The sequence below is a fragment of the Stenotrophomonas sp. PUT21 genome, assembly GCF_052232875.1.
GTDB lineage: Bacteria > Pseudomonadota > Gammaproteobacteria > Xanthomonadales > Xanthomonadaceae > Stenotrophomonas > Stenotrophomonas maltophilia_N.
Genome location: NZ_CP197645.1, coordinates 3,439,802 through 3,460,077, shown reverse-complemented (window position 1 = coordinate 3,460,077; position 20,276 = coordinate 3,439,802). Strand labels below are relative to the sequence as shown.

Here is a 20,276-nt window from a genome sequence, read left to right as displayed (position 1 = left end):
GCTAGAATCCCGCCCCATGCTTAAAAACCGCGCATCCCGAGAGTTCTGGCTGCTTGCCCTGATGGCCCTGCTGGTGCTGGGGGCAGGCTTGGGCATGCGTGATCCGTGGCCGTCCGACGAGCCCCGCTTCGCACTGGTCGCCAAGCAGATGGTGGACAGCGGCGACTGGTTGTTCCCGCACCGGGGCACCGAGCTGTATTCGGACAAGCCGCCGATGCTGATGTGGTCGCAGGCCACGCTGTACTCGCTGGTCGGCGACTGGCGGGTGGCGTTCCTGCTGCCCTCGTTGCTGGCCGCGCTGGGCACGCTGGCCTGCGTCTATGACCTGGGCCGCCGCCTGTGGACGCGGCGGGTCGGCTTGTACGCGGCCTGGGCGCTGCTGTTCGCGCTGCACTTCACCTTCCAGTCCAAAAAGGCCCAGATCGATCCGCTGGTGGTGTTCTTCATCACGTTGGCCAACTACGGCCTGCTGCGCCACCTGCTCAGTGGCCCTGCCTGGCGCTGGTGGTGGCTGGGCTGGTTCGCCGCCGGGCTGGGGGTGATCACCAAGGGTGTAGGCGTGATCGCGCTGCTGATGATCGTGCCGGCGGCCGTGGCTTCTGTACGGGGCTGGCCGCGGGTGACGCTGCACATCCGTGCTTGGCGCTTCTGGGTCGGGCCGCTGGCGTTCCTGTTGGCGATCGCGTTGTGGCTGGTGCCGATGGTGGTGACGGCGTTGAGCAGCGGGTCGGCCGAGTACCGCGCGTATCTGGACGACATCCTGTTCCGGCAGACCGCCAAGCGCTACGCGCAATCCTGGGACCATCACCAGCCCTGGTGGTACTTCCTGGGCACGATGCCCTCGATGTGGATCCCGGCCTTCCTGGCGATCCCCTGGGCGATTCCAGCCTGGCGCCGGCGCCTGCAGCGGCGCGATGCGCGCTATCTGCTGCCGCTGGTGTGGTGGTTGTTGATCGTGCTGTTCTTCTCGATTCCCAACGGCAAGCGCGACGTCTACATCCTGCCGGCGCTGCCGATGTTCTGCCTGGCGTTGGCACCGCTGCTGCCGGGGCTGCTGCGCAAGCGCGCCTTCCAATGGCTGCTGGGGGGCTTCGTGGCGCTGCTGGCCGCCGGCCTGCTCGGCATCGGCATTTCGATGCTGGTCGGGCAGCCGGGGTTCGAGCGCAAACTGATCCTCGACCGCGGCATCGATACCGCGGTCACCTCCGGCCTGGGCTGGGTCGCGGTCGCGTTGGGCTGCTGGGCTGTGCTGACCCTGTGCATCGCCGGCGTGCGCCGCTTCCATCTGGCGGTGGTGGCGACGCTGACCATGGCCTGGGTGGCGTTCGGCCTGATCGGCTATCCGCTGTTCAACGACTCCAGCTCGGCACGTGGGCTGATGCAGCAGGTCGGTCAACGTATCGGCCCGGAGGCGGAACTCGGTCTGGTCGCCTGGAAAGAGCAGAACCTGCTGATGGCCGACCGTGAGGCCGCCACGTTTGGTTTCAATCGCCGCTGGGATCGGCAGCTCAAAGATGGTGTGGCCTGGCAGGCGGAACAGCCGCAGCAGCGCTGGTTGCTGGTGCAGGAAGACGCGCTGCTGGCGTGTGTGGACCGCACCACCGCGGAGCTGGCCGGGGTCGCCAACCGCCGCCGTTGGTGGTTGGTCAGGCCCGGTGATATCCACGGTGCCTGCGTGGCCAGCGCCGAAGAACAGGAGCGCGAACGCGCGCTGCACCGGATCGACGGCGATGAGTGAATTCTGTAATGCTGGCGGCCTGGTCGGGCAGGTGCCGCAGCTCCGTGGGCGCCGGTCGCGTCCTGTGCAATCACGGGCGTGTGTGCCTGCGTGTGGCAATCGAGGTTGGCAATGACGTTCTCCGCAGCATCCGAGCCGGCCACCCCCGTTTCCCTGCCGCCGCTGCAGGGGCGTGCCGGCGTGGCGCATTGGATCGCCACCGTGGGCCTGTTCTGCATGCCCGCGCTGGTGCTGACCCTGCCGCAGAACCTGCTGCCGTACGGCATCCTGTTGCTGCTGAGCACGCTGCTGGCGCCGGATTACCTGTGGCGCGCGCGCGGGCTGGCCGGGCGGCCGGTGAAGGCCCTGACCTGGCTGGTGGTGGCCGCGATTGCCTTTGCCCTGCTCTCGATCTATCTGTTCGAACAGGGACTGCGCGACATCGACAACCGCTCCCGGTTCGTGGTGATCCCGTGGATCGCCCTGTGGGTGTGTGCCCTGCGGCCGGACATTCGCTGGCTGTGGGGCGGGGCGCTGGCCGGCCTGCTCGGCACCATGGTGCTGTCGATCCTGCAGGTGGCCGGCGGCGCGCCACGCGCCGACCTGAGTACCAATGCGATCGTGCTGGCCGACATCGTGCTGGTGCTGATGGTGCTGCTGGTGTTCTGCCGGCCGCACCAGCGCTGGACCTGGGTGATCGTGGGCATGGTGGCCGGCTGTGTGACCATCGTGCTCAGCGGCAGCCGCGGGGTCTGGCTGGCGCTGCTGGCGCTGCTGGTAGTGATGGCGATGAGCCTGCGCTGGCGCACCGGCCGCGCGCGCCTGGGCGTGCTGCTGGCGCTGGTGGCGATCGCCGGCACCTTGACCCTCACCATCCCGAGCCTGCGCGAGCAGGTCCGCCTGACCGAGCTCAAGCACGACGTGGTGCGCATGGAGCGCGGTGACAGCGACTCGTCTGCCGGTGCGCGCGTGGAGCGGCTGCAGGTGGCCTACGAAACCTTCCTCGATCATCCCCTCACCGGGGTGGGCATTGGTCACTTTGACAGCGCCATGCAGCGCCTGCCGGTGTGCCGGGATGATCCCAGCGAGCAGCGTTGCCACCTGGGCCACGCGCACAACGATCTGGCCGAGTGGGCCGCGACCCAAGGCGCCCCCGGCCTGCTGTTGCTGCTGGCCATCTACGGCGTGCCGCTGTGGGTATTCACCGGGCTGCACCGGCGCAGCGGCGAGCAGACCTTCCGCGGTCCGGCCGCCGCCGGGATCATGGTGGTGGTGACCTACGTGCTGTGCGGGATCACCCAGTCGATGTTCGCGCACCAGATCACGGCCAGCTTCTACGTCACCATCGTCGGCCTGCTGGCCGGGCTGTCGATCGTCCAGGGTCACACGCGGCGCCTGGCGCTGGCGCGGGCCCGGAGTCAGGCGCCGGGCTGATCCCGCGGTGGATCGGTCACCGGCTGCCCGTTCTGCAGCATCCACAGCATGATGGTCTTCTGGCGCACGTAGTTGGCGCGCACGTAGGCGTAGACCAGGCCGTGCCAGCCGTCGCGGAAGCCGCCGCGCAGCAGCAGCCCGCGCCAGAACCGCCACGCCGGGGCCAGGATCAGCTTGGGCAGGGTGGCGCGCTTGCCCCGCGCGAACTCGTGCTCGGCCATCATCCGCGCATAGCGCTGGGTCTTGAGCAACTGCTGTTCCAGCGAGCGGTAGGGGTAATGGATCAGATCGCCGCGCAGGGTGCCCACCGCACCATCCACGCTGGCGGCCTCATGGATCTCGCGCTTGCCGCGCCAGCCGCCATGGCGGCGGTCGAACAGGCGCAGGACCCGGTCCGGGTAAGCATTGCCATGCTTGAGGAACTTGCCGAAATACGCGGACAGCCGCGCGAACCGGTAGCCGTGGTGGCCGGCGAAGCCGTTGGCCTGGGCGGCCAGGATCGCCTCGCGCAGGGGGGCGCTGATGCGCTCGTCGGCGTCCAGGCACAGCACCCAGTCATGCGCGGCCTGCTCGACGCAGAACGCCTTCTGGCTGCGGAAACCATCGAACCGGCGTTGCAGCACGCGGGCCCCGGCCGCCGTCGCGATCGCCACGGTGGCATCGGTGGAGTGCGAGTCCACCACCACGATCTCGTCGCAGAAGGCCAGCGAGGCCAGACAATCGCCGATGCGGTCGGCTTCATTGAACGCGATAATGCAGGCCGAAATGCGAGGCCGTTCAGTGGGAGCGGTCGAGGAGGACATGATGGCCGAGTACCTGCTGTTTGCGACGGAGCGTTATGCGCTGCCCATTCTCGCCCCTCTGGCGCAGGCGTTGCACGCATCCGGTCAATCGGTGTCGGCCTGGTTCGCCGATGGCGCCGCCGGTGCGTCGCTGCCCCGCGTGCCCAACGTCGGCCTGAAAGAGGCCCTGACCCTGCGCCCGCGCGCGGTGTTCAGCGCGGCCAACTGGGTGCCGCCGTTCATTGCCGGGGCCAAGGTGCAGGTCTTCCACGGCTTCAACGTGCAGAAGCGTGACAGTGCCCGCGGCCACTTCCGGGTGCGCGGCCTGTTCGATCTTTACTGCACCCAGGGGCCGGCCACCACCACCCCGTTCCGCGAGCTGGCCGCGCGCGAGGGCCACTTCGCCGTGGCCGAGACCGGTTGGCCGAAACTGGACCCGCTGTTCCGCGATGACGGCGGCCTGAGCGCAGGATTGCGCGTGCCGGCACAAGGCCGCCCGGTGATCCTGTTTGGCTCGACCTTCACCGAGCGGTTGAGCGCGGCGCCACACCTGTACGACCAGATCGCCGCCGACATCGCCCGTGGCGATCACTACTGGCTGCTCACCCTGCATCCCAAGTGCGCGCCGGAACTGTTCGATCGCTACCGCGCGCTGGCCGGCCCGCATGCGCGCTTCATCGAACCGGAACAGGTGATGGCCGCGCAGCGTGCCGCCGATGTGCTGGTCTCGGACACCTCCTCGATCGTGTCCGAGTTCATCGTGCAGCACAAACCGGTGGTGACCTTCCGCAACCGGGTGCCGCAGCCGCACATGATCGATTTCGACGATGCCACGCAGCTGCCGGCGATGCTGGCCCAAGCGTTGAATCCCGCCCCGGCGTTGATGGCCGAGATCCGGCGCTACGCCGATACCATCCACCCGTTCCGCGATGGGTATTCCTCCGAGCGGGTGATCGCCGCGACCGAGGATTTCCTGTCCGGTGAACTCGGCACGCTCAAGCGCAAACCGTTCGGCGCGTGGACGCGCGGTCTGCAGATCCGCAAGGATCTCGGGTATTGGGGGCCGGCCAAACGCTGAAGCGCCCTTCGCGATGCCGGCCGGGTTGCGGGAAGCCGGCCAGCGGCCGGCGCCACCGGGATTCACCCCCTGCGTGGACGCCGCTCATCCGGCAGGTTCACGCCATGCATGGCTGCTCTTTTACCAGCGCAGGCGGCGCTTGGCCAACGCCCGGCCGAGCTGCTCATACACCGCGCGTGCGTCGGCTTCCGGCAGGTACTGCAGCACCAGCGGCGTGCCCATGCCTGCGCCAGCGGTATCCAGCCACACGCTGGCCGTGCCCAGCCGGCGATCCAGCGGCGAGCGCGTCAGGCGCAGTGCCTGCAGCTTGTCCAGCTCGGCAAAGCGCCACCAGCGCTGCCACCAGCCGCCACGCACGGCTACGTAGTCGTCATCCAGGTGATAGCCGATGCGGGCCATCTGCCGATGCGCGCGGAATGCCGACCACGGCAACCACAGCAGCAACACCGCGCCCCACGGGCCGCCGTACCAGATCGCGCCTGCGCTCAGCAGCGGAACGAAGCACAGCGCGCCCAGGCACAGTCGCCACCAGCCGCGCATCTGAACCGGCTGCCAGCGCGTCGGCGGCCACTGCAGGTGCGGCAGCAGATGCTGGACCAGCCCATCGCACACGGCCGGCGTCGCCAGCGGCGCCAGCTCGCGCAGGTCACGCCGCTCGCCTTCGCCGGGATTGCCGGCAGCGATATCGATCCGCAGTTGCCGGCGCTGGAACCAGCGCTGCAGGGCGCTCTCGCGCAACGTCCACGCCTGGATCCGGCGGCGCGCCACGCTGGTGCGCATGCGGGTCAGCAAGCCGCTGGCCACGGTCAGCCGACGCTCGTGCTCACTGAGCCGGAAGCCGTAGTAACGCAGCAGCGCGAGCACCACCGAGAGTACCCGCAGCAGCACCCAGAAACCGGCCACGGCGATCACCGCGGCGATCGTCCACAGCCAGATGCCGGGATGCAGGTGGCTGGCATAGCCGAAGGCCTGGCGACCACCGGCTTCGATCACATCGGAGACGCTGCCACGCGGGAACAGTTGCAGCATCGCACCCACCACCGCCACCACCACGACCCAGCCGCGGTTGGAGAGCAGGCCGATACGGACCACCTCGGCGGAGCTCAGTGCGAGCAGTACGTCCTCGGCAGGCTCGGCGATGGTCGCCTCACCTTCGGCCGTGACCGGGGCGGCCTGGCCGCGCTGGCGCACCAGCCGCTCCAGCGCGAGGGCCTGGTCGAGCTTGAGCACCCGCATTTCCGCTTCGGGGCGATTGCCACCGGCCGATTCCAGCTTCAGCTCGGCCACACCGAACAGGCGATGCAGGGGGTTCTGGTGGACCACCACGTTGTGGATGCGGGCGAAGGGAATCTCGCGGCGATTGCGCGCGAAGACACCACTGCGCACCGTGATCGCCGTCGTGCCGATCCGGTAGCGATAGGTGAGGTACTGCAGTACCGAGTACGCGACCAGCACCATTACCGCGATCACCGGGCCGAGTGACAGCCACAGTTCATCGCGGTCGCCGCGCTGGCCGAACACCACCAGTGCGATCAGCGGGACCAGGCCCTGGCGCAACTGCATCAGCAGCACGAACAGCCACGACCACGGGTGCAGCCGCTGCTCCGGCGCGACATCAAGCGGCGGCGGCGTACTCACAGGGCGTCGTCGTCCTGGTCCAGCTGGTGCGCGAGAGTGTCGCGCAGGCGCTCGGCATCGGCGCTGTCCAGCCCGCTGAGGGTGACCGCACTGAAGCGGCTGCCGGCGGTATGCACCACCAGCGTGCTCAAGCCGGCGCTGCGTTCGATCGGGCCCCGGCGCAGATCCAGATGCTGCACGCGCGAGGTCGGCACCCGGGTTTCGTTCTGCCACAGCAGGTCACGCCGCAGCCCCAGGCCCTGGGCATCAAGCCGCCAATAGGTGCGGCGCTGCCGGCGGAAGGCGAGCGCCGCACCGAACAGCGCGCCCAGCACCACCATGCCGGCCGCACCCCACCAGCGCCCCGGCAGATCGAAGACCACCCACAGCGCGCCGAGCACGCCGCCGATCATCAATGCGCCGGCGATCGCGCCGCCGAAGGCGGCCAGCCAGGCCGAACGCACGGGCAGCGGTTGCCAGTCGGGGGCGGCGGCCGGCAACGGCGGCAACGGCGGCGGCACGGGAGTGTCGAGGAGATCGGACAAGGCAGGGCGCTCGGCTGGAAACAGGCCGGGCGCATGCGTGCAGGTGCAACCGCCCGTGGCGCAGACGGTAGCAGGTTGCCGTGGGCTATTGCGCGGCCTGGATCAGTGCATCGACATCGAGCAGGTGGCCGGCACGTTCGGCCTTGGTACGCAGGTACTGCTCGTTTTCGGCGGTGATGTCGCCGGTGACCGGCACGCAGTCGACCACATCGATGCCGGCATTGCGCAGGCGCTGGGCCTTGGTCGGGTTGTTGCTGAGCAGTTGCACGCGGGTCACGCCCAGGCCCTGCAGCATCGCCACGGCACTGCCGTAACGGCGCTCGTCGGCACCGAAGCCGAGCTGGGCATCGGCGTCGATCGTATCCAGGCCATCGTGCTGATAACCGTAGGCGCGCATCTTCGCCGCGATGCCGGTGCCACGGCCTTCCTGGTCCAGGTACAGCAGCACGCCGCCGCCGAGCTCCTTGAGTTTGCGCAGGCCACGCCGCAGCTGGTCGCCACAGTCGCACTTGAGCGAGCCGAACAGATCGCCGGTCAGGCAGGAGGAGTGCACGCGCACCGGCACCACGGCGGACAGGTCCGGCGTGCCGACGATGATCGCGACCTGGTCGCGCTGGGCCACGCCACCGCGGAACACCGCGAATTCGGTCATGCCGACCTCGCGCAACGGGACCGGCGAGCGGGCCACCAGTTCATAGGCGTGCGCGGCCTGCTCGGCGCCCTGGCTCAGGTCGCACAGCGAGACCTGGGCGCAGTCGTCGAAACGGCGATCATCAGGGGTCAACAGCACGCCGACCATCGCCGGCAGCAGCAGGCCGAGGCGGGCGATTTCCACGGCACCATCGTCGAGTGCTTCCCCGCCGGTCCAGCCCGGCGGCATCGCGCCGGGATCGCGCAGGTAGCTGAGCGAGGGCAGGGCATCGAAGTCGATCCCGGCCAGCGGCACGCGCGCGCCACGTTCGGCACTCACCCCGAGCACGCGCGCGCGGGTGGCGGTGAGGAACAGGTAGTGGCGATGTTCCGCGGCAGCGGCGAAGGCGCTGAAGCTGGTGCGGGTGCTGCTGTCCAGCGCGATGAAGGCCAGGCGCTGGCCGTGACCATCGTCGATCACCACCGGGCGGCCGGCACGCAGTTCGGCCACCGCGCGCTCGCAGCGGATCGCGGCCGGATCGCCGAACAGGGAAGAAGCAGGAGACATGACAGGGGCCGTGGGGGACATCGTGGTTTCCACAGTGGGGACGGATCGCGGCGATTCAATCGCACCAGGGGCGCGACGCTGCGTCGCAGTCAGTGCGGATGGTCCTCGGTGGCATAGGGATCGTCCTCGCCGCTCTCCGGTGGGCGCAGCGTATAGCGCTTGTAGGTCCACTGGTACTGCGCCGGATCGCGCCGGGCGATGCGTTCGATCCCGGCGTTGAGGGCGGTGGCGGCGGTGCGCGGGTCCGGATCGGCCACGGCGGGCGGGGTGGGCTCGATGTGCAGCGCGAAGTCCATGCCCGGGCCGATGCGTTCGCACCAGCCGTACAGCACCGTCGCGCCGGTGCGCTCGGCCAGCCGGTTGACCAGGGTCATGGTCAGTGCCTCCACCCCGAAGAACGGCGCGAACACCCCGTCGCCGGCCTTGGGCTGCTGGTCGGGCAGGATGCCGGTCGCGCCGCCGTCCTTGAGCACCTTGAACAGCTGGCGCACGGCCGGGCCCTCGGCCCGGACCTGCTGGACGTTGTCGCCGCCGCGGACCAGCTGCAGGAAGGCATCGCCCACCGCTTCATCCGGGGCCTTGTAAACGATCGCGATCGGACCGCGGGAGGCCAGCCACTGGTTGAGCAGCTCCCAGTTGCCGTAATGCGGGGCGGCCACGATCACGCCCTTGCCGGCGGCCAGCGCCGCGTCGTACAGGGCTTCGCCGTGGCGCTCGGTCAGGCGGGCCAGGTTGCGCTCGCGCGGCTGGGTCCACAGGCGCAGGGTCTCGATCGCCTGCAGTGCGGTGGAGCGCAGCACGTTCCGGTGCAGCACTGCGCGCTCGGCGTCGCTCAGCTCGGGGTAGGCCAGTTCGAGATTGCGACGGGTCACGCGGCTCTCACGGGCATTGAGACGGATCCACAGCCAGGCCAGCCCATTGGCGAAGGCATGCAGCCAGGACCAGGGCAGACGGGTGAACAGGGCAGCGGCGCGATAGGCCAGGCGGGCAGTGGTATGCGGTTTCATCACCGCAAAGTCTAGCCGCTGGCGGCCAGCCTGTCGGCGCGCGGGCGCGTTAAGGTAGGCCGCCTTCAGTTAGCGGAGCCCTGTCCATGCGTGTCCTGATCCAGCGCGTCAGCGAAGCCAGCGTCCGTGTCGAGCAGGCCGTGGTCGGCCAGATCGGGCCCGGCCTGCTGGCCCTGGTGGGCATGGAGCCGGGCGATACCGAGGCCCAGATCATCCGGATGGCCGGTCGCCTGCTGGGTTACCGTGTCTTTGGCGATGAGACCGGAAAAATGAACCGGTCTCTGCGCGATACCGGCGGCGGATTGCTGCTGGTCAGCCAATTCACCCTGGCGGCCGATACATCCAGCGGGATGCGGCCGGGCTTCAGTACCGCCGCATCGCCGGCGGAGGCTGAACGCGGATTCAACCGACTGGTCGAGATCTGCAGACAAAAACACTCCCCGGGGGTGGAAACCGGCCAGTTTGGTGCCCATATGGTTGTCAGCCTGGTCAACGATGGTCCCGTGACCTTCCTGCTCAGACCCTAGCCCCCGGGACCACCGCCCGGGAACGCGGGGCGCCGGGCTGGTATAATGCTAGGTTCTATTCCCTCTCCCAGCCGGTGGCGCGAGCACTACATGGCCAACGAACGTCCTGCCCAGCAAAACGACATCAAGCTTCTGATCAGCAAGGGCCTGGAACAGGGCTACCTGACCTACGCCGAAGTCAATGACCATCTGCCCGACGACATCGTCGACCCGGAGCAGATCGAAGATATCATCGGCATGATCAACGGCATGGGCATTGATGTCCATGAAGTTGCTCCCGATGCAGAAACGCTGTTGCTCAACGATGGCAACACCGGCAACCGCGAAGTCGATGACACCGCGGCCGAAGAAGCTGCCGCCGCGCTGAGCGCGCTCGACACCGAAGGTGGCCGCACTACCGACCCGGTGCGCATGTACATGCGCGAAATGGGTACCGTCGAGCTGCTGACCCGCGAAGGCGAAATCGCCATCGCCAAGCGCATCGAAGAAGGTCTGGGCCAGGTCCAGGCCGCACTCGGTACCTTCCCGGTATCGGTGGAATCGCTGCTGGCCGACTACGACGCGCACAAGGAAGGCAAGAAGCGCCTGGCCGAAGTGATCGTCGGCTTCAACGACCTGGTGGAGGAAGTCCCGGCCCCGGCCGTGGCTGAAGACACCAGCGAAGACGCGGACGACGACGCCGATGAAGACGACGACGGCGACGACGTCGAGGAAGAAGCCGGCCCGACCGGTCCGGATCCAGAAGAAGTCGCACGCCGCATGCAGGCCCTGAGCGATGCGTACACCGCGTTCAAGAAGGCCGCTGCCAAGGGCGACCGCAAGCCGCTGGCCAAGCTGCGCGACGACATGGCCGCCGTGTTCGTGACCCTGAAGCTGCCGTTGCCGCTGACCGATGTGCTGGTCAAGCAGCTGCGCGACGTCATGGCCTCGATCAAGTCCCACGAACGCCGCGTGCTGAACCTGGCGACCGTGACCGCGCGCATGCCGCGCAAGGACTTCATCCGCTCGTGGGAAGGCAACCAGACCAACCTGGAGTGGGTGGAAGACGCACTGAAGCGCAAGCAGAAGTGGTCCTCGGCCCTGCGTGACGTGAAGGATCAGATCATCGCCGAACAGCAGGCGACGATCGACATCGAGAAGACCACCTGGCTGGAACTGGACGAGCTGAAGGAAATCAGCCGCGCCATGGCCTACGGTGAAGCGCGTGCGCGCAAGGCCAAGAAGGAAATGGTCGAAGCCAACCTGCGCCTGGTCATCTCGATCGCCAAGAAGTACACCAACCGCGGCCTGCAGTTCCTCGATCTGATCCAGGAAGGCAACATCGGCCTGATGAAGGCCGTGGACAAGTTCGAATACCGCCGTGGTTACAAGTTCTCCACGTATGCGACCTGGTGGATCCGCCAGGCCATCACCCGTTCGATCGCCGATCAGGCGCGCACCATCCGTATTCCGGTGCACATGATCGAAACGATCAACAAGTTGAACCGCATTTCCCGCCAGATGCTCCAGCAGTACGGCCGCGAGGCCACGCCGGAGGAGCTGGCCAAGGAAATGGACATGCCGGAAGACAAGATCCGCAAGGTGATGAAGATCGCCAAGGAGCCGATTTCGATGGAAACCCCGATCGGCGACGACGAGGATTCCCATCTGGGCGACTTCATCGAGGACACCAACGTGGAGTCCCCGATCGAGAACACCACCAACATCAACTTGTCTGAAACCGTGCGCGACGTGCTGGCCGGCCTCACCCCGAGGGAAGCCAAGGTGCTGCGCATGCGCTTCGGCATCGACATGAACACCGACCACACCCTCGAGGAAGTCGGCAAGCAGTTCGACGTCACCCGCGAGCGCATCCGCCAGATCGAAGCCAAGGCGCTGCGCAAGCTGCGTCACCCGAGCCGGTCCGAGCAGCTGCGCAGCTTCCTGGATATCGATTGATCGATTCCAGCGCACCGCGTTGAAACCCGACAGACCCCGCGCAAGCGGGGTTTGTTTTTTGGGGCGGCAGGTGCCGCCGCGTGTGCAGCGGGCAGCAATGCGGATGCGGTAGGATGCGCGTCGCTTTACACCTGTGGATCAATGGAATGACGATGAAAAAAGGCTTGCTTGTCCTTGCCCTGTGTCCCTTCGCCGCGCTGGCCGCGGAGCCTCGGCAGCCTGCCTGCAACGCAGCTGATTTCTTCCAGACCCAGCCCGACCTCACGGTCGGCCGCGTCGTGGATGCCGGCAACCTGGCCCTGGTGGGTGAGCGCGCCGGCTGCCTGGACACGCCGCAGGACGGCTGCCGCAGCGGCGATGAGATCGAACCGGGCAGCAGCCTGGTGATCGGCAGCCGCTGGAACGACTACTACTGCGTGCAGGTTCTGCCACCCGGCAAAGCGGTGGTGGGCTGGGCGCCGGAACAGCGTGTCATGAAGACCGGCCACATGGCCGAGACCGACTTCAGCAGCTGGCTGGGGCAGTGGGACGGCAGCGCCGGGCGCGCGCTGGAGATCCAGGCCGAGGGCGACACGCTGCATCTGCGCATGCTGCCAGCGGGCGCCAAAGGCAAGGGTACGCTGATCGGCAGCGCCGAACCGATGGGCGATGAGCTGTTCCTGGGCGAGGAACCCTGCGCAGTGCGGGCCTCGTTGCAGGGGTCGAAGCTGGTGCTTACCGATAACGGGCAGTGCGCGATCGGCGGGGCCAGCCCGGGTGGCGTGTACTCGAGCCGGGCGGCGGCGCAGCGGATGGAGCGGTTGTTCGAGGGGGTGGGGGATCGCTAGGTTGTTTCTGTTAATTTCGTTGCTTGTTTCGTAACTTAATTGCTGCTGTGCTTTTGCTGTGGCCGAGACGATATTATTTTAATCAGTGGCTTAGCGTCTTCATGAGGTTGCGGGTCGCCGAAGATTGGCGTATAGGTTCGTAACTTAATTCGTCCCGAAACTTAGGCCATGGCCCGTCCCCGTACCGTCCAGCTCCAGACGCTGTTCGACAACCTGCCTGCCGGCGAGGTCGTATCAGCTGCCGATCTCGTCGATCGCCTGGGGATTACCCGGACAACGTTGAGTCGTCTTGTCGCCGAGGCCGGGGACCGCGTGGTGCGACTGGGCCGCACCCGCGCCACGGCCTATGCGGTCCGCCAGCAGACCGCCGCGGGCAGCGAGTGGCCGCTGTTCCGGTTGCGCCCGGATGCCACCCTTGAAGAACTGGGCGCGGTCGTGGCACTCACGGGCGAGACCTTCCACGTCTCGACCACCGCCGCACGCCCCAATCTGACCCGTTCGCCCGACGAGACCGTCGAAGGCCACTTCCCGGGGCTGCCGTGGTATCTGGACGACCTGCGCCCACAGGGCTTCCTCGGGCGTACGTTCGCGCATCGTCGCGGGCGTGACCTGGGCGTCCCCGACGACCTCAATCGCTGGCAATTGGGTGACACCCTGCAGGCGCTGGTACGGGCAGGCGGCACCGAGATCGGTGACCTCCTGCTGGGTGGCGATGCCGTGCAGATGGCGTTGCGCGCGCTCGATGCGCCTGGCGATCACGTCCTGGCCGGGCAGCGCGCACGTCGTTATCCTGAGCGCGCCGCAGCGGCACTGGAAGGCGAAGACATCGGATCGTCGCCGGGTGGCGAGCAACCGAAGTTCACTGCCACGGTGGAGCATGAGGGAGGGCGCTATGCGGCGCTGGTGAAGTTCGCGCAGCCCACCGCAGGCGAGGCCGCCGAACGTTGGGCGGACCTGCTGGTCTGCGAGCACCTGGCCCTGCAGTGCCTGCGCGACGCGGGCGCGCCCGCAGCAGCGTCCGAGATCCTGCAGACCGACACGCATACGTTCCTGGAGGTACAGCGCTTCGACCGCACCGCCGACGTGCTTGGCCGTCGCGGCTTCGTCTCGCTGCTGGCGCTGTCCTCGGCCTTCGTCGGTGACGTGACCGCGGATTGGGGAACCGCTGCCGACGCGCTGCTGATGCAGGGCTGGGTCGATCGCGACGCGCAGGCCGCGATGGGAAGGCTGCACGCGTTCGGCCGGCTGATCGGCAACAGCGATATGCATCAGGGCAATCTGGGTTTCCACCTGGTTGATCGCGGCCCGCTGCCGTTGGCGCCCGCCTATGACATGTTGCCGATGTCATTGGCACCCTCGCGCACAGGGGTGCTGCGTGTGGCTACCCCGCTCGCCTCCATCGCGCCGGAGCGCAGCGGCCAGCTCGCGCACCTGCACTGGGCAGCGCCGCTGGCGGTGGACTACTGGCAACGTGTGGCGGGTTCGGCGCTGCTGCGCTCGAGCGTGCTGCGTGAGCTGGCGGTGGAGAACGCGCGTCGGGTGGAGGAGATGGGGCGGCGCTTCGGCTGATGTGAGGATTGCAGTGGAAAGCGCCTGCGGGCCTCCACTACACTGTGCGGCCGCAAGGGCCTATAGCTCAACGGTTAGAGCAGAGGACTCATAATCCTTTGGTTCCAGGTTCGAATCCTGGTGGGCCCACCAATGCAGCAGGCGGCGCGGCCGCAGCAGCGGATGTGCTGCCGAGCCGCGCGGAGACGTCGACGATCTCGCAGAGATTGACGCCGAGAACTGACAGCGTGCAAGCCTGATCCTGGTGGCGCATCCACCCAGAGACGACCATCCGGGTAGACCTGGTATGTGACGTGACCCGGCTATCGACACCTTCCAACTTCGGCCCGGGCGGCATGACGTCCGACCGTTGTGCCGCGTGTACGCCGACACCAAAGCATGCCTCGTCTGCGCGTTGACGTCGTCAATGCCCGTCAATCTTTACAGCCTCGACCGAAGGTCGTGAGGATGCTCGCCCGGTTGAACCGCTGGGCGCGTCCAGCTGAGTTGGCGGCCAATTTGGCCGCCAGCGGAGCCCCACGCTGCCGTCTCTTGAGTCTCTCGTCGTCGACCAATGCCAGAGCGTCGGCCGTCCCGAATCGTAAGCTGTGAAAGCTGATCGGACAGCGTGAGTGTCGCAACCGAGCTGTTCGATTACCTCGCCGATGCTGTTTGTACGTTCCTAACCACACCCCCATGGATTGCGGCGGGTCAATCGGGGCGATGAGTGGCGTCACCGAAAGTTTCAAAAGAAACTTCGATCACACGTCCTGCGAATCACATCAGATTCGGCCGGGAAAAGTGCGTTGATGGCTTCCGCGCTCGAAAAATAATAGGAATATACAAAAAAAATAATGCAGCGCATTTCGTTTTTGTTAAGTGCGCGTCAACTATCGTTCCGCCCCGTTTGACGGCGCCACTAGTGGCTTGGCCGATTTCGCGATGTGGTTTTGCGCATCGCTTCATGTGCGCGTGGCGGTAATGCAGCGCAGTTTTCCATCGGCCACGTGTCGATTGGCTTTCAGAGAGGTTGAATCATGAAGTTTCTCATTATCCCGGCAGCGCTTGCCGTGACAGTGCTTGTGTCCGGTTGTACGACCAGCAGCTGGATCCAGGCCGCCGGTGGCGTGATGCAGGCAAAGGATGACTACGATAAACAGGCGCGCAACCAGCGCATCCGCGACGCCAACGCGGCGGCAGCACGTGCGCGCCGGCAGTGAGCGCCGCCCCCATGACCAAGGCGATCCTGCTGGCGTGTGGTGTCTCCACAGCGCTGTCCGGATGCATGCCCAGCGTCCTTCAATATGACCGCGGCAATCCGGTCGTGATGAGTTCGCTGCAGCAGGGGGCGACGCGCGAGTCGGTCCTGAGCGCTGCGGGCCGGCCGCTGGACGCGATGGTGCTGCCCGGCATCAACGGCGTCTGCTACAACTACCTCCTGCGCAACCGCGGCAACAGCTCGCCCTACTATGTGGCCTTCAACGCGCAGGGGCGTGTCGTCAATGCAGGCTATATCGCCTGCGAGAAGGCAGTCGCGGCGGGCTACCTGGATGCCAGTGAGCCGATCAAGCCGCGCTACTGATTGAGCGACAACGCGGTGCGCGCGCGTCATCGCAGCAACGACGGCGCCTGGTCGATCCGCCAGGCGCCATTCAACGCAAGCACCACCGCGAACGTTCCGCACAGCAACACGTCCGCCTCATTGTTCTCGCGCAGCGAGTGGTCGGCGCCGGGCAGCATGAGCACTTCGACCTCCCCGATGAACGCATGCCGCTCGTGATGCCGGGCACGCACCATTTCCCGGTACGGCCCGCGAAGTGTGCGCACCACCGGCCGGTTGCCTGCGGCCTGCGCCGCTTTTTCAAGATCGATCACCTTGCCGCGCGGCATGCGCCAGACGATCCGCTCGGGTTGGCCGAACCACTCCAGTGCCTTCACCTCGCGGGTATGAAGGGCGCGCTTGGGTGGCGTGCGGCTCACTGCCAGCGCTGCGCGTCGGCTGCGCAACGCAATCCACAGCATGCTGCCCACGATGAACAACCCGGCGGCCATCAGGTAGACGAACACCAGCCCGAACCATGGCGAGCTGTTGGGAATACCGAACAGCATGGCAAAGAAGATGAGCAGCATCACCCCCTTGATCCACTCGACCTTGGTGTTCCTTGTCGCCATGCCACATCCCTTGAGACACCCGCAACACGCGGGGAGCCGGCCATTCTGAACCGCCAGGGGGTGCTCGTCAGCTGTTGGGGGACTTCTTTCGCAGGCTCCCCCCACGGCGCCTTTGGTCCCCGTGTCATTCGGCAGGTGTCGCTGGCCCCGCGGCTTGCTAAAACAGCCGTCAACCACCTCTCAGGTCATGGATGATGAACCGACGCTACTCACGGTTGTGCGGCTGCCTGGCAACGCTGCTCCCTGCGGTCACCTATGCGGCTGTGGACCTTGCCGCGCTGGACAAGGACATGGTCGGCCCACGCATGGAGATTCTCGTTCTCGGCAGCGTGCACCTGAGCGAGTACAAGGATTTCGACCGCACATCGCTTGATCCCGTATTGGACAGGCTTGCCGCGTTCAAACCGGCGTTCATTACGATCGAAGCACTCAGTGGCGAGCAGTGCGATCTGGCGATGCGTCACCCGTCGGTCTACGGCAAGGATTTCTGTGCGAGCACGGAGAAAGCGAAGATGGCCACCGGCCTCGATGTACCTTCCGCAATCGTTGAAATCAACACGCAATTGAAGGTGTGGCCAGCGGCGCCCACACCTGCGCAGCGTCGCAGGCTGGCCGCCGTGTTCCTGGCCGCCGGTGAGCGGGCATCGGCCTACGTGCAGTGGTTGCAGCTGCCCCAGGCCGAACAGCACGCCGGCGATGGATTGGATGGGACCCTGGTCGAGATGCTGGAGCAGTTCGGTACGCGCAACAACGAGGACTATCAGATTGCCGCTCGCCTGGCGGCGCGACTGGGGCACCAGCGCGTGTACCCGGTCGATGACTACACCGGCGGGAGGCACCAGATTCCCGATCGCGAGGCCTTCGGAAAGGCGGTGCAGGATGCATGGAGCCAAGATCGGTCCCAACTGCAGCCGGTCATTGACGAGCAGAAGCGCCTCGTCACCGCCAAGGACATGCTCTCGCTGTACCGCCTCACCAATGCGCCGCGGACGCAGGCGGTGATGGCCGAGTCCAACGTGCGCCCGGCTCTGGCCGCGGTGTCCGTGCAGCACTATCCGCAGATGTGGGTGCAAGGGTGGGAGATCCGCAATCTGCGCATGGTCGCCAACGTGCTGGATGTGGTTCGCCTGCACCCCGGCGCCCGCGTGCTTTCCATCGTCGGTGCCTCGCACAAGCCTTGGTTCGATGGGTGGCTGGCCCAGATGTCGGGCGTGGATATCGTGGATGCAGAGAACGTGCTCAAGGAATAGAGAGCGCACTTGGCGGTGCCACCATGGAGACTGCCGTCGGCCCCGTGCCATCCGGCACGTGGCCCGACCTGCATCAGCCTGCTAGAAAGGCGGCCACGGACCCCTCTTGAGGTGATGCATGAAGCAACGCGTGTTGTCGGCCTGCGTGATGGCCCTGATCCCGGTCTGCGCCCAAGCGCAGATCGACCTGGCGAACCTGGACAAGGACATGGTCGGCCCACGCACCGAGGTCCTCGTGCTGGGCAGCGTCCACCTCAGCGAGCATGAGACCTTCGACCCCAAGGCACTTGACCCGCTGATGGACAGGTTGGCCGCCTTCAAGCCCGGCTACATCACCATCGAAGCCATCAACGGGGAGCAGTGCGACCTCGCCAAGCGCCATTCCGCGGCCTACGGCGATGACTACTGCGCCAGCACGGAGGCCGCGAAGACGGCCACGGGACGGGAGGTGCCCGCCGCGATCGTGCAGGGCAACACGACGCTCGCCACCTGGCCGGCATCGCCCACGCCCGCGCAGCGTCGCCAACTGGCCGCGCTGTTCCTTGCTGCCGGCGAACGGGCATCTGCCTACGTGCAGTGGCTGCAGCTGCCCGTGGCCGAGCGACGGGCGGGCGATGGCCTGGACGGCACCCTGGTCGAGCTGCTCAGGCAGATCGAAACGCGCAAGAACGAGAGCTACCAGATCGCCGCCGTCCTGGCCGCGCGACTCGGCCTGCAGCGCGTTTACGCGGTGGACGACCATACCGGTGACAATCACAGGATCGCCGACCGCAAGGCGTTCAGCGCAGCGCTCCAGCAGGCGTGGAGCGGATATGGCCCCACGTTCGATGCCATGACGGAACGCGAAGCGGCCTTCATCGCGTCCAACGACCTGCTCTCGCTGTATCGCAGCGTCAACGATCCTGCCGCGCTGCAGGTGCTCGCCGAGTCCAACGTGCGCCCAACGCTGGCGGCCGTGTCACCGCAGCACTACCCGCAGATCTGGGTGCAGGGCTGGGAGATCCGCAACCTGCGCATGGTCGCCAACATTCTCGAGGTCGTGCGTGACCACCCCGGCTCCCGCGTGCTCTCCATCGTCGGCGCTTCGCACAAGCCCTGGTTCGATGGTTGGCTGGGGCAGGTCTCGGGGGTGTATATCGTGGACACGCAGGGAGTGCTCGGTGGGGAGAAGGCGCCGATGGCGGCACCCGACGCGCAGCGTCAGACTCGTTAGTCGGCATCCGCGTGTGAGGCGGTCATCGCCTTCGCGAGCACCTCGAATACCCGTGCATCCTGCGCCTGCGCGGCGTTGAAGCGCAGGAAGCCGGCTGCGCGCAACGATGGGCTGAAGGCATTGCCGGGTGCCAGCATCACGCCCTCGCCAAGACAGCGGCGGGCGATGCTGGCGGCATCCATGCCGTCGGGCAGGTGGCACCACAGCAGCATGCCGGCCTGCGGTACCGTCCATGGCGTGATGCCCAGGGGCGCCAGCCGCGCCAGCGTGAGTTCACGTGCCGCGGTCAGCCGTACGCGTACGTTCTCCAGATGGCGCCGATAGCCGCTGTCGGTCAGTGCGGCGTGCAGGATGTCGGCGGCCAGGCGCCCGCCGCCGAAGCTGGTGGCGATCTTCAGGTCGGCCAGGCCTTCGATCCAGTCGCGGCGCGCGGCGATGTACCCGCAGCGCACCGACGCGGACAGCGTCTTGGAAAAGCTGCCTACCTGGATTACCCGGGACAGCCCGTCGAATGCGGCCAGCCGCGGTGCGGGCGTGTGCTCGAAATCAGCGAACAAGTCATCCTCGACGATGATCAGGTCGCTGCTGTCGGCCAGAGAGAGCAGCCGATGTGCGGTGGCCGGGGAGAGCGTGGCGCCGGTCGGGTTGTGGATGCCCGAATTGGTGATGTACAGGCGGGGCGCATGCGCCTGCAGCGCCGCGGCAAAGGCATCCACGTCCGGGCCATTCGGCGTGTATGGCACGCCGATCACCTGCACGCGGTGCGCCTTGAGCAGGGCCAGGAAATTGAAGTAGCACGGGTCGTCGATGAGTACGGTATCGCCGGGCTCGAGCAGGAAACGGCAGATCAGGTCGACCGCATGCGAACCCGATTCGGTGAGCATGATCTGCTCGGGCGCCGCCTCGACCGCGTGCCCGGCCAAGCGACGGGACAGCAGTTGCCGCAGCGGCGGCAGGCCCAGTGGCGAGGCGTAATCGGCCAGTGCGGCGCTGCTAGCGCGGGCGGCACTGCGCAGGCCGCGGCGGATCCCCTCGACATACATCCAGTCGCTGGGCAGCCAGCCGCTGCCGGGCTTGAGCACGCCGGCCTCGTGATCCAGCGATTGCCGTGCCAGCCACAACGGGTCGACCTGGCGATCGCGTGGGGGCCCCATCTCGGCCAGTGCCAGTGGCGCGACCGGGCCGGCCGCATAGAAGCCGGAGCCGGGCCGCGCCTGGATCAGCCCTTCGGCTGCCAACCGCTCATAGGCTTCGACCACGGTGGACACCGACACCTGCAGTGTCTTGGCCTGTGCGCGCACCGAGGGAAGTCGCGCGCCGGGGAGCCAGCTGCGGTCGTTGAGGCGGGCACGCACGCTGGCCATGACCATCTCGATGCGGGTGGTGGGGAGCGTCATCGGGGCATCCGTACGGGTCGTTCGGC

At 67.0% G+C, this 20,276-nt stretch carries 18 protein-coding genes and 1 tRNA gene; 12 read left to right on the top strand and 7 right to left on the bottom strand.

Features of this window, described 5'->3' with window-relative positions:
* Window positions 1–16 precede the first annotated feature (16 nt).
* Window positions 17–1,738 (top strand): ArnT family glycosyltransferase, encoded by a 1,722-nt coding sequence (locus ACTT2I_RS15680; RefSeq protein WP_443096698.1) that lies wholly within the window; start codon window positions 17–19, stop codon window positions 1,736–1,738.
* 111 nt (window positions 1,739–1,849) lie between these two features.
* Window positions 1,850–3,151, top strand: a complete 1,302-nt coding sequence (locus tag ACTT2I_RS15675) for an O-antigen ligase family protein (RefSeq protein ID WP_088433672.1) — start codon at window positions 1,850–1,852, stop codon at window positions 3,149–3,151.
* Here ACTT2I_RS15675 and ACTT2I_RS15670 read toward each other — a convergent pair.
* A complete protein-coding gene (locus tag ACTT2I_RS15670) occupies window positions 3,136–3,954 on the bottom strand; it encodes a glycosyltransferase family 2 protein (protein ID WP_421098910.1) in 819 nt (272 codons plus the stop codon). The two genes, ACTT2I_RS15675 and ACTT2I_RS15670, sit on opposite strands and share 16 nt — an antisense overlap.
* Here ACTT2I_RS15670 and ACTT2I_RS15665 point away from each other — a divergent pair.
* Window positions 3,953–5,011 carry a CDP-glycerol glycerophosphotransferase family protein gene (locus ACTT2I_RS15665; protein ID WP_421099398.1) on the top strand — a complete coding sequence of 353 codons (1,059 nt, stop codon included), beginning with the start codon at window positions 3,953–3,955 and terminating at the stop codon, window positions 5,009–5,011. The genes ACTT2I_RS15670 and ACTT2I_RS15665 overlap by 2 nt on opposite strands.
* Window positions 5,012–5,131: 120 nt before the next feature.
* Here the strand turns inward: ACTT2I_RS15665 and ACTT2I_RS15660 are convergent, their stop codons facing one another.
* From ACTT2I_RS15660 to ACTT2I_RS15645, 4 genes are all read right to left on the bottom strand, one after another.
* Complete coding sequence (locus ACTT2I_RS15660) at window positions 5,132–6,649, bottom strand: PH domain-containing protein (protein WP_421098911.1); 1,518 nt, start codon at window positions 6,647–6,649, stop codon at window positions 5,132–5,134.
* Entirely contained in the window at window positions 6,646–7,173 is a 528-nt protein-coding gene (locus tag ACTT2I_RS15655; RefSeq protein ID WP_421098912.1) for a PH domain-containing protein, read from the bottom strand. Before ACTT2I_RS15655 ends, ACTT2I_RS15660 begins: the two co-directional genes overlap by 4 nt.
* Before the next feature lie 85 nt (window positions 7,174–7,258).
* A complete protein-coding gene (gene ribA, locus ACTT2I_RS15650) occupies window positions 7,259–8,392 on the bottom strand; it encodes a GTP cyclohydrolase II RibA (protein ID WP_172407530.1) in 1,134 nt (377 codons plus the stop codon).
* 68 nt (window positions 8,393–8,460) lie between these two features.
* The gene (locus tag ACTT2I_RS15645) at window positions 8,461–9,378 is read right to left on the bottom strand and encodes a lauroyl acyltransferase (protein WP_421098913.1); all 918 of its coding nucleotides are present in this window, start codon (window positions 9,376–9,378) and stop codon (window positions 8,461–8,463) included.
* A gap of 86 nt (window positions 9,379–9,464) precedes the next feature.
* Between ACTT2I_RS15645 and dtd the strand changes: the two genes are divergently transcribed.
* The 7 genes from dtd (at window position 9,465) to ACTT2I_RS15610 (ending at window position 15,800) form a co-directional block, all read left to right on the top strand.
* On the top strand, window positions 9,465–9,905 hold the full coding sequence (gene dtd / locus ACTT2I_RS15640) for a D-aminoacyl-tRNA deacylase (RefSeq protein ID WP_421098914.1): 441 nt from the start codon (window positions 9,465–9,467) through the stop codon (window positions 9,903–9,905).
* 90 nt (window positions 9,906–9,995) lie between these two features.
* Window positions 9,996–11,843, top strand: coding sequence for an RNA polymerase sigma factor RpoD (gene rpoD / locus ACTT2I_RS15635; protein WP_088433679.1), 1,848 nt, complete (start codon window positions 9,996–9,998; stop codon window positions 11,841–11,843).
* Window positions 11,844–11,995: 152 nt separating this feature from the next.
* Window positions 11,996–12,670 (top strand): hypothetical protein, encoded by a 675-nt coding sequence (locus ACTT2I_RS15630; RefSeq protein WP_421098915.1) that lies wholly within the window; start codon window positions 11,996–11,998, stop codon window positions 12,668–12,670.
* Between the two features lie 168 nt (window positions 12,671–12,838).
* Entirely contained in the window at window positions 12,839–14,239 is a 1,401-nt protein-coding gene (yjjJ, locus tag ACTT2I_RS15625) for a type II toxin-antitoxin system HipA family toxin YjjJ (RefSeq protein WP_421098916.1), read from the top strand.
* A 56-nt stretch (window positions 14,240–14,295) separates the two neighbouring features.
* Window positions 14,296–14,371 (top strand) — tRNA-Ile (locus tag ACTT2I_RS15620).
* Window positions 14,372–15,255: 884 nt separating this feature from the next.
* Window positions 15,256–15,438: a hypothetical protein gene (locus ACTT2I_RS15615; protein ID WP_421098917.1), complete on the top strand. Its 183-nt coding sequence runs from the start codon at window positions 15,256–15,258 to the stop codon at window positions 15,436–15,438.
* An 11-nt stretch (window positions 15,439–15,449) separates the two neighbouring features.
* Window positions 15,450–15,800 (top strand): hypothetical protein, encoded by a 351-nt coding sequence (locus tag ACTT2I_RS15610; RefSeq protein WP_421098918.1) that lies wholly within the window; start codon window positions 15,450–15,452, stop codon window positions 15,798–15,800.
* 26 nt (window positions 15,801–15,826) lie between these two features.
* On the opposite strand, the gene ACTT2I_RS15605 is transcribed toward ACTT2I_RS15610, so the two are convergent.
* Entirely contained in the window at window positions 15,827–16,351 is a 525-nt protein-coding gene (locus ACTT2I_RS15605) for a hypothetical protein (RefSeq protein ID WP_421588821.1), read from the bottom strand.
* A 233-nt stretch (window positions 16,352–16,584) separates the two neighbouring features.
* On the opposite strand from ACTT2I_RS15605, the gene ACTT2I_RS15600 reads away from it, so the two are divergent.
* Together ACTT2I_RS15600 and ACTT2I_RS15595 are read left to right on the top strand one after the other, a co-directional pair.
* Entirely contained in the window at window positions 16,585–17,640 is a 1,056-nt protein-coding gene (locus tag ACTT2I_RS15600; RefSeq protein ID WP_421098920.1) for a DUF5694 domain-containing protein, read from the top strand.
* Window positions 17,641–17,758: 118 nt separating this feature from the next.
* Window positions 17,759–18,853: a DUF5694 domain-containing protein gene (locus tag ACTT2I_RS15595; RefSeq protein ID WP_421098921.1), complete on the top strand. Its 1,095-nt coding sequence runs from the start codon at window positions 17,759–17,761 to the stop codon at window positions 18,851–18,853.
* On the opposite strand, the gene ACTT2I_RS15590 is transcribed toward ACTT2I_RS15595, so the two are convergent.
* Window positions 18,850–20,250, bottom strand: a complete 1,401-nt coding sequence (locus ACTT2I_RS15590) for an aminotransferase-like domain-containing protein (protein ID WP_421098922.1) — start codon at window positions 20,248–20,250, stop codon at window positions 18,850–18,852. The two genes, ACTT2I_RS15595 and ACTT2I_RS15590, sit on opposite strands and share 4 nt — an antisense overlap.
* Window positions 20,251–20,276: the final 26 nt, after the last annotated feature.

Excerpts from the sequence above, each read along its gene's own strand:
- ribA (WP_172407530.1), bottom strand. The coding sequence starts at position 8,392 with ATGTCCCCCACGGCCCCTGTCATGTCTCCTGCTTCTTCCCTGTTCGGC.
- ACTT2I_RS15670 (WP_421098910.1), bottom strand. The coding sequence starts at position 3,954 with ATGTCCTCCTCGACCGCTCCCACTGAACGGCCTCGCATTTCGGCCTGC.
- ACTT2I_RS15680 (WP_443096698.1), top strand. The coding sequence starts at position 17 with ATGCTTAAAAACCGCGCATCCCGAGAGTTCTGGCTGCTTGCCCTGATG.
- rpoD (WP_088433679.1), top strand. The coding sequence starts at position 9,996 with ATGGCCAACGAACGTCCTGCCCAGCAAAACGACATCAAGCTTCTGATC.
- ACTT2I_RS15610 (WP_421098918.1), top strand. The coding sequence starts at position 15,450 with ATGACCAAGGCGATCCTGCTGGCGTGTGGTGTCTCCACAGCGCTGTCC.
- ACTT2I_RS15675 (WP_088433672.1), top strand. The coding sequence starts at position 1,850 with ATGACGTTCTCCGCAGCATCCGAGCCGGCCACCCCCGTTTCCCTGCCG.
- ACTT2I_RS15630 (WP_421098915.1), top strand. The coding sequence starts at position 11,996 with ATGAAAAAAGGCTTGCTTGTCCTTGCCCTGTGTCCCTTCGCCGCGCTG.
- ACTT2I_RS15595 (WP_421098921.1), top strand. The coding sequence starts at position 17,759 with ATGAAGCAACGCGTGTTGTCGGCCTGCGTGATGGCCCTGATCCCGGTC.
- ACTT2I_RS15615 (WP_421098917.1), top strand. The coding sequence starts at position 15,256 with ATGAAGTTTCTCATTATCCCGGCAGCGCTTGCCGTGACAGTGCTTGTG.
- ACTT2I_RS15600 (WP_421098920.1), top strand. The coding sequence starts at position 16,585 with ATGAACCGACGCTACTCACGGTTGTGCGGCTGCCTGGCAACGCTGCTC.
- dtd (WP_421098914.1), top strand. The coding sequence starts at position 9,465 with ATGCGTGTCCTGATCCAGCGCGTCAGCGAAGCCAGCGTCCGTGTCGAG.
- ACTT2I_RS15665 (WP_421099398.1), top strand. The coding sequence starts at position 3,953 with ATGATGGCCGAGTACCTGCTGTTTGCGACGGAGCGTTATGCGCTGCCC.
- yjjJ (WP_421098916.1), top strand. The coding sequence starts at position 12,839 with ATGGCCCGTCCCCGTACCGTCCAGCTCCAGACGCTGTTCGACAACCTG.
- ACTT2I_RS15645 (WP_421098913.1), bottom strand. The coding sequence starts at position 9,378 with ATGAAACCGCATACCACTGCCCGCCTGGCCTATCGCGCCGCTGCCCTG.
- ACTT2I_RS15590 (WP_421098922.1), bottom strand. The coding sequence starts at position 20,250 with ATGACGCTCCCCACCACCCGCATCGAGATGGTCATGGCCAGCGTGCGT.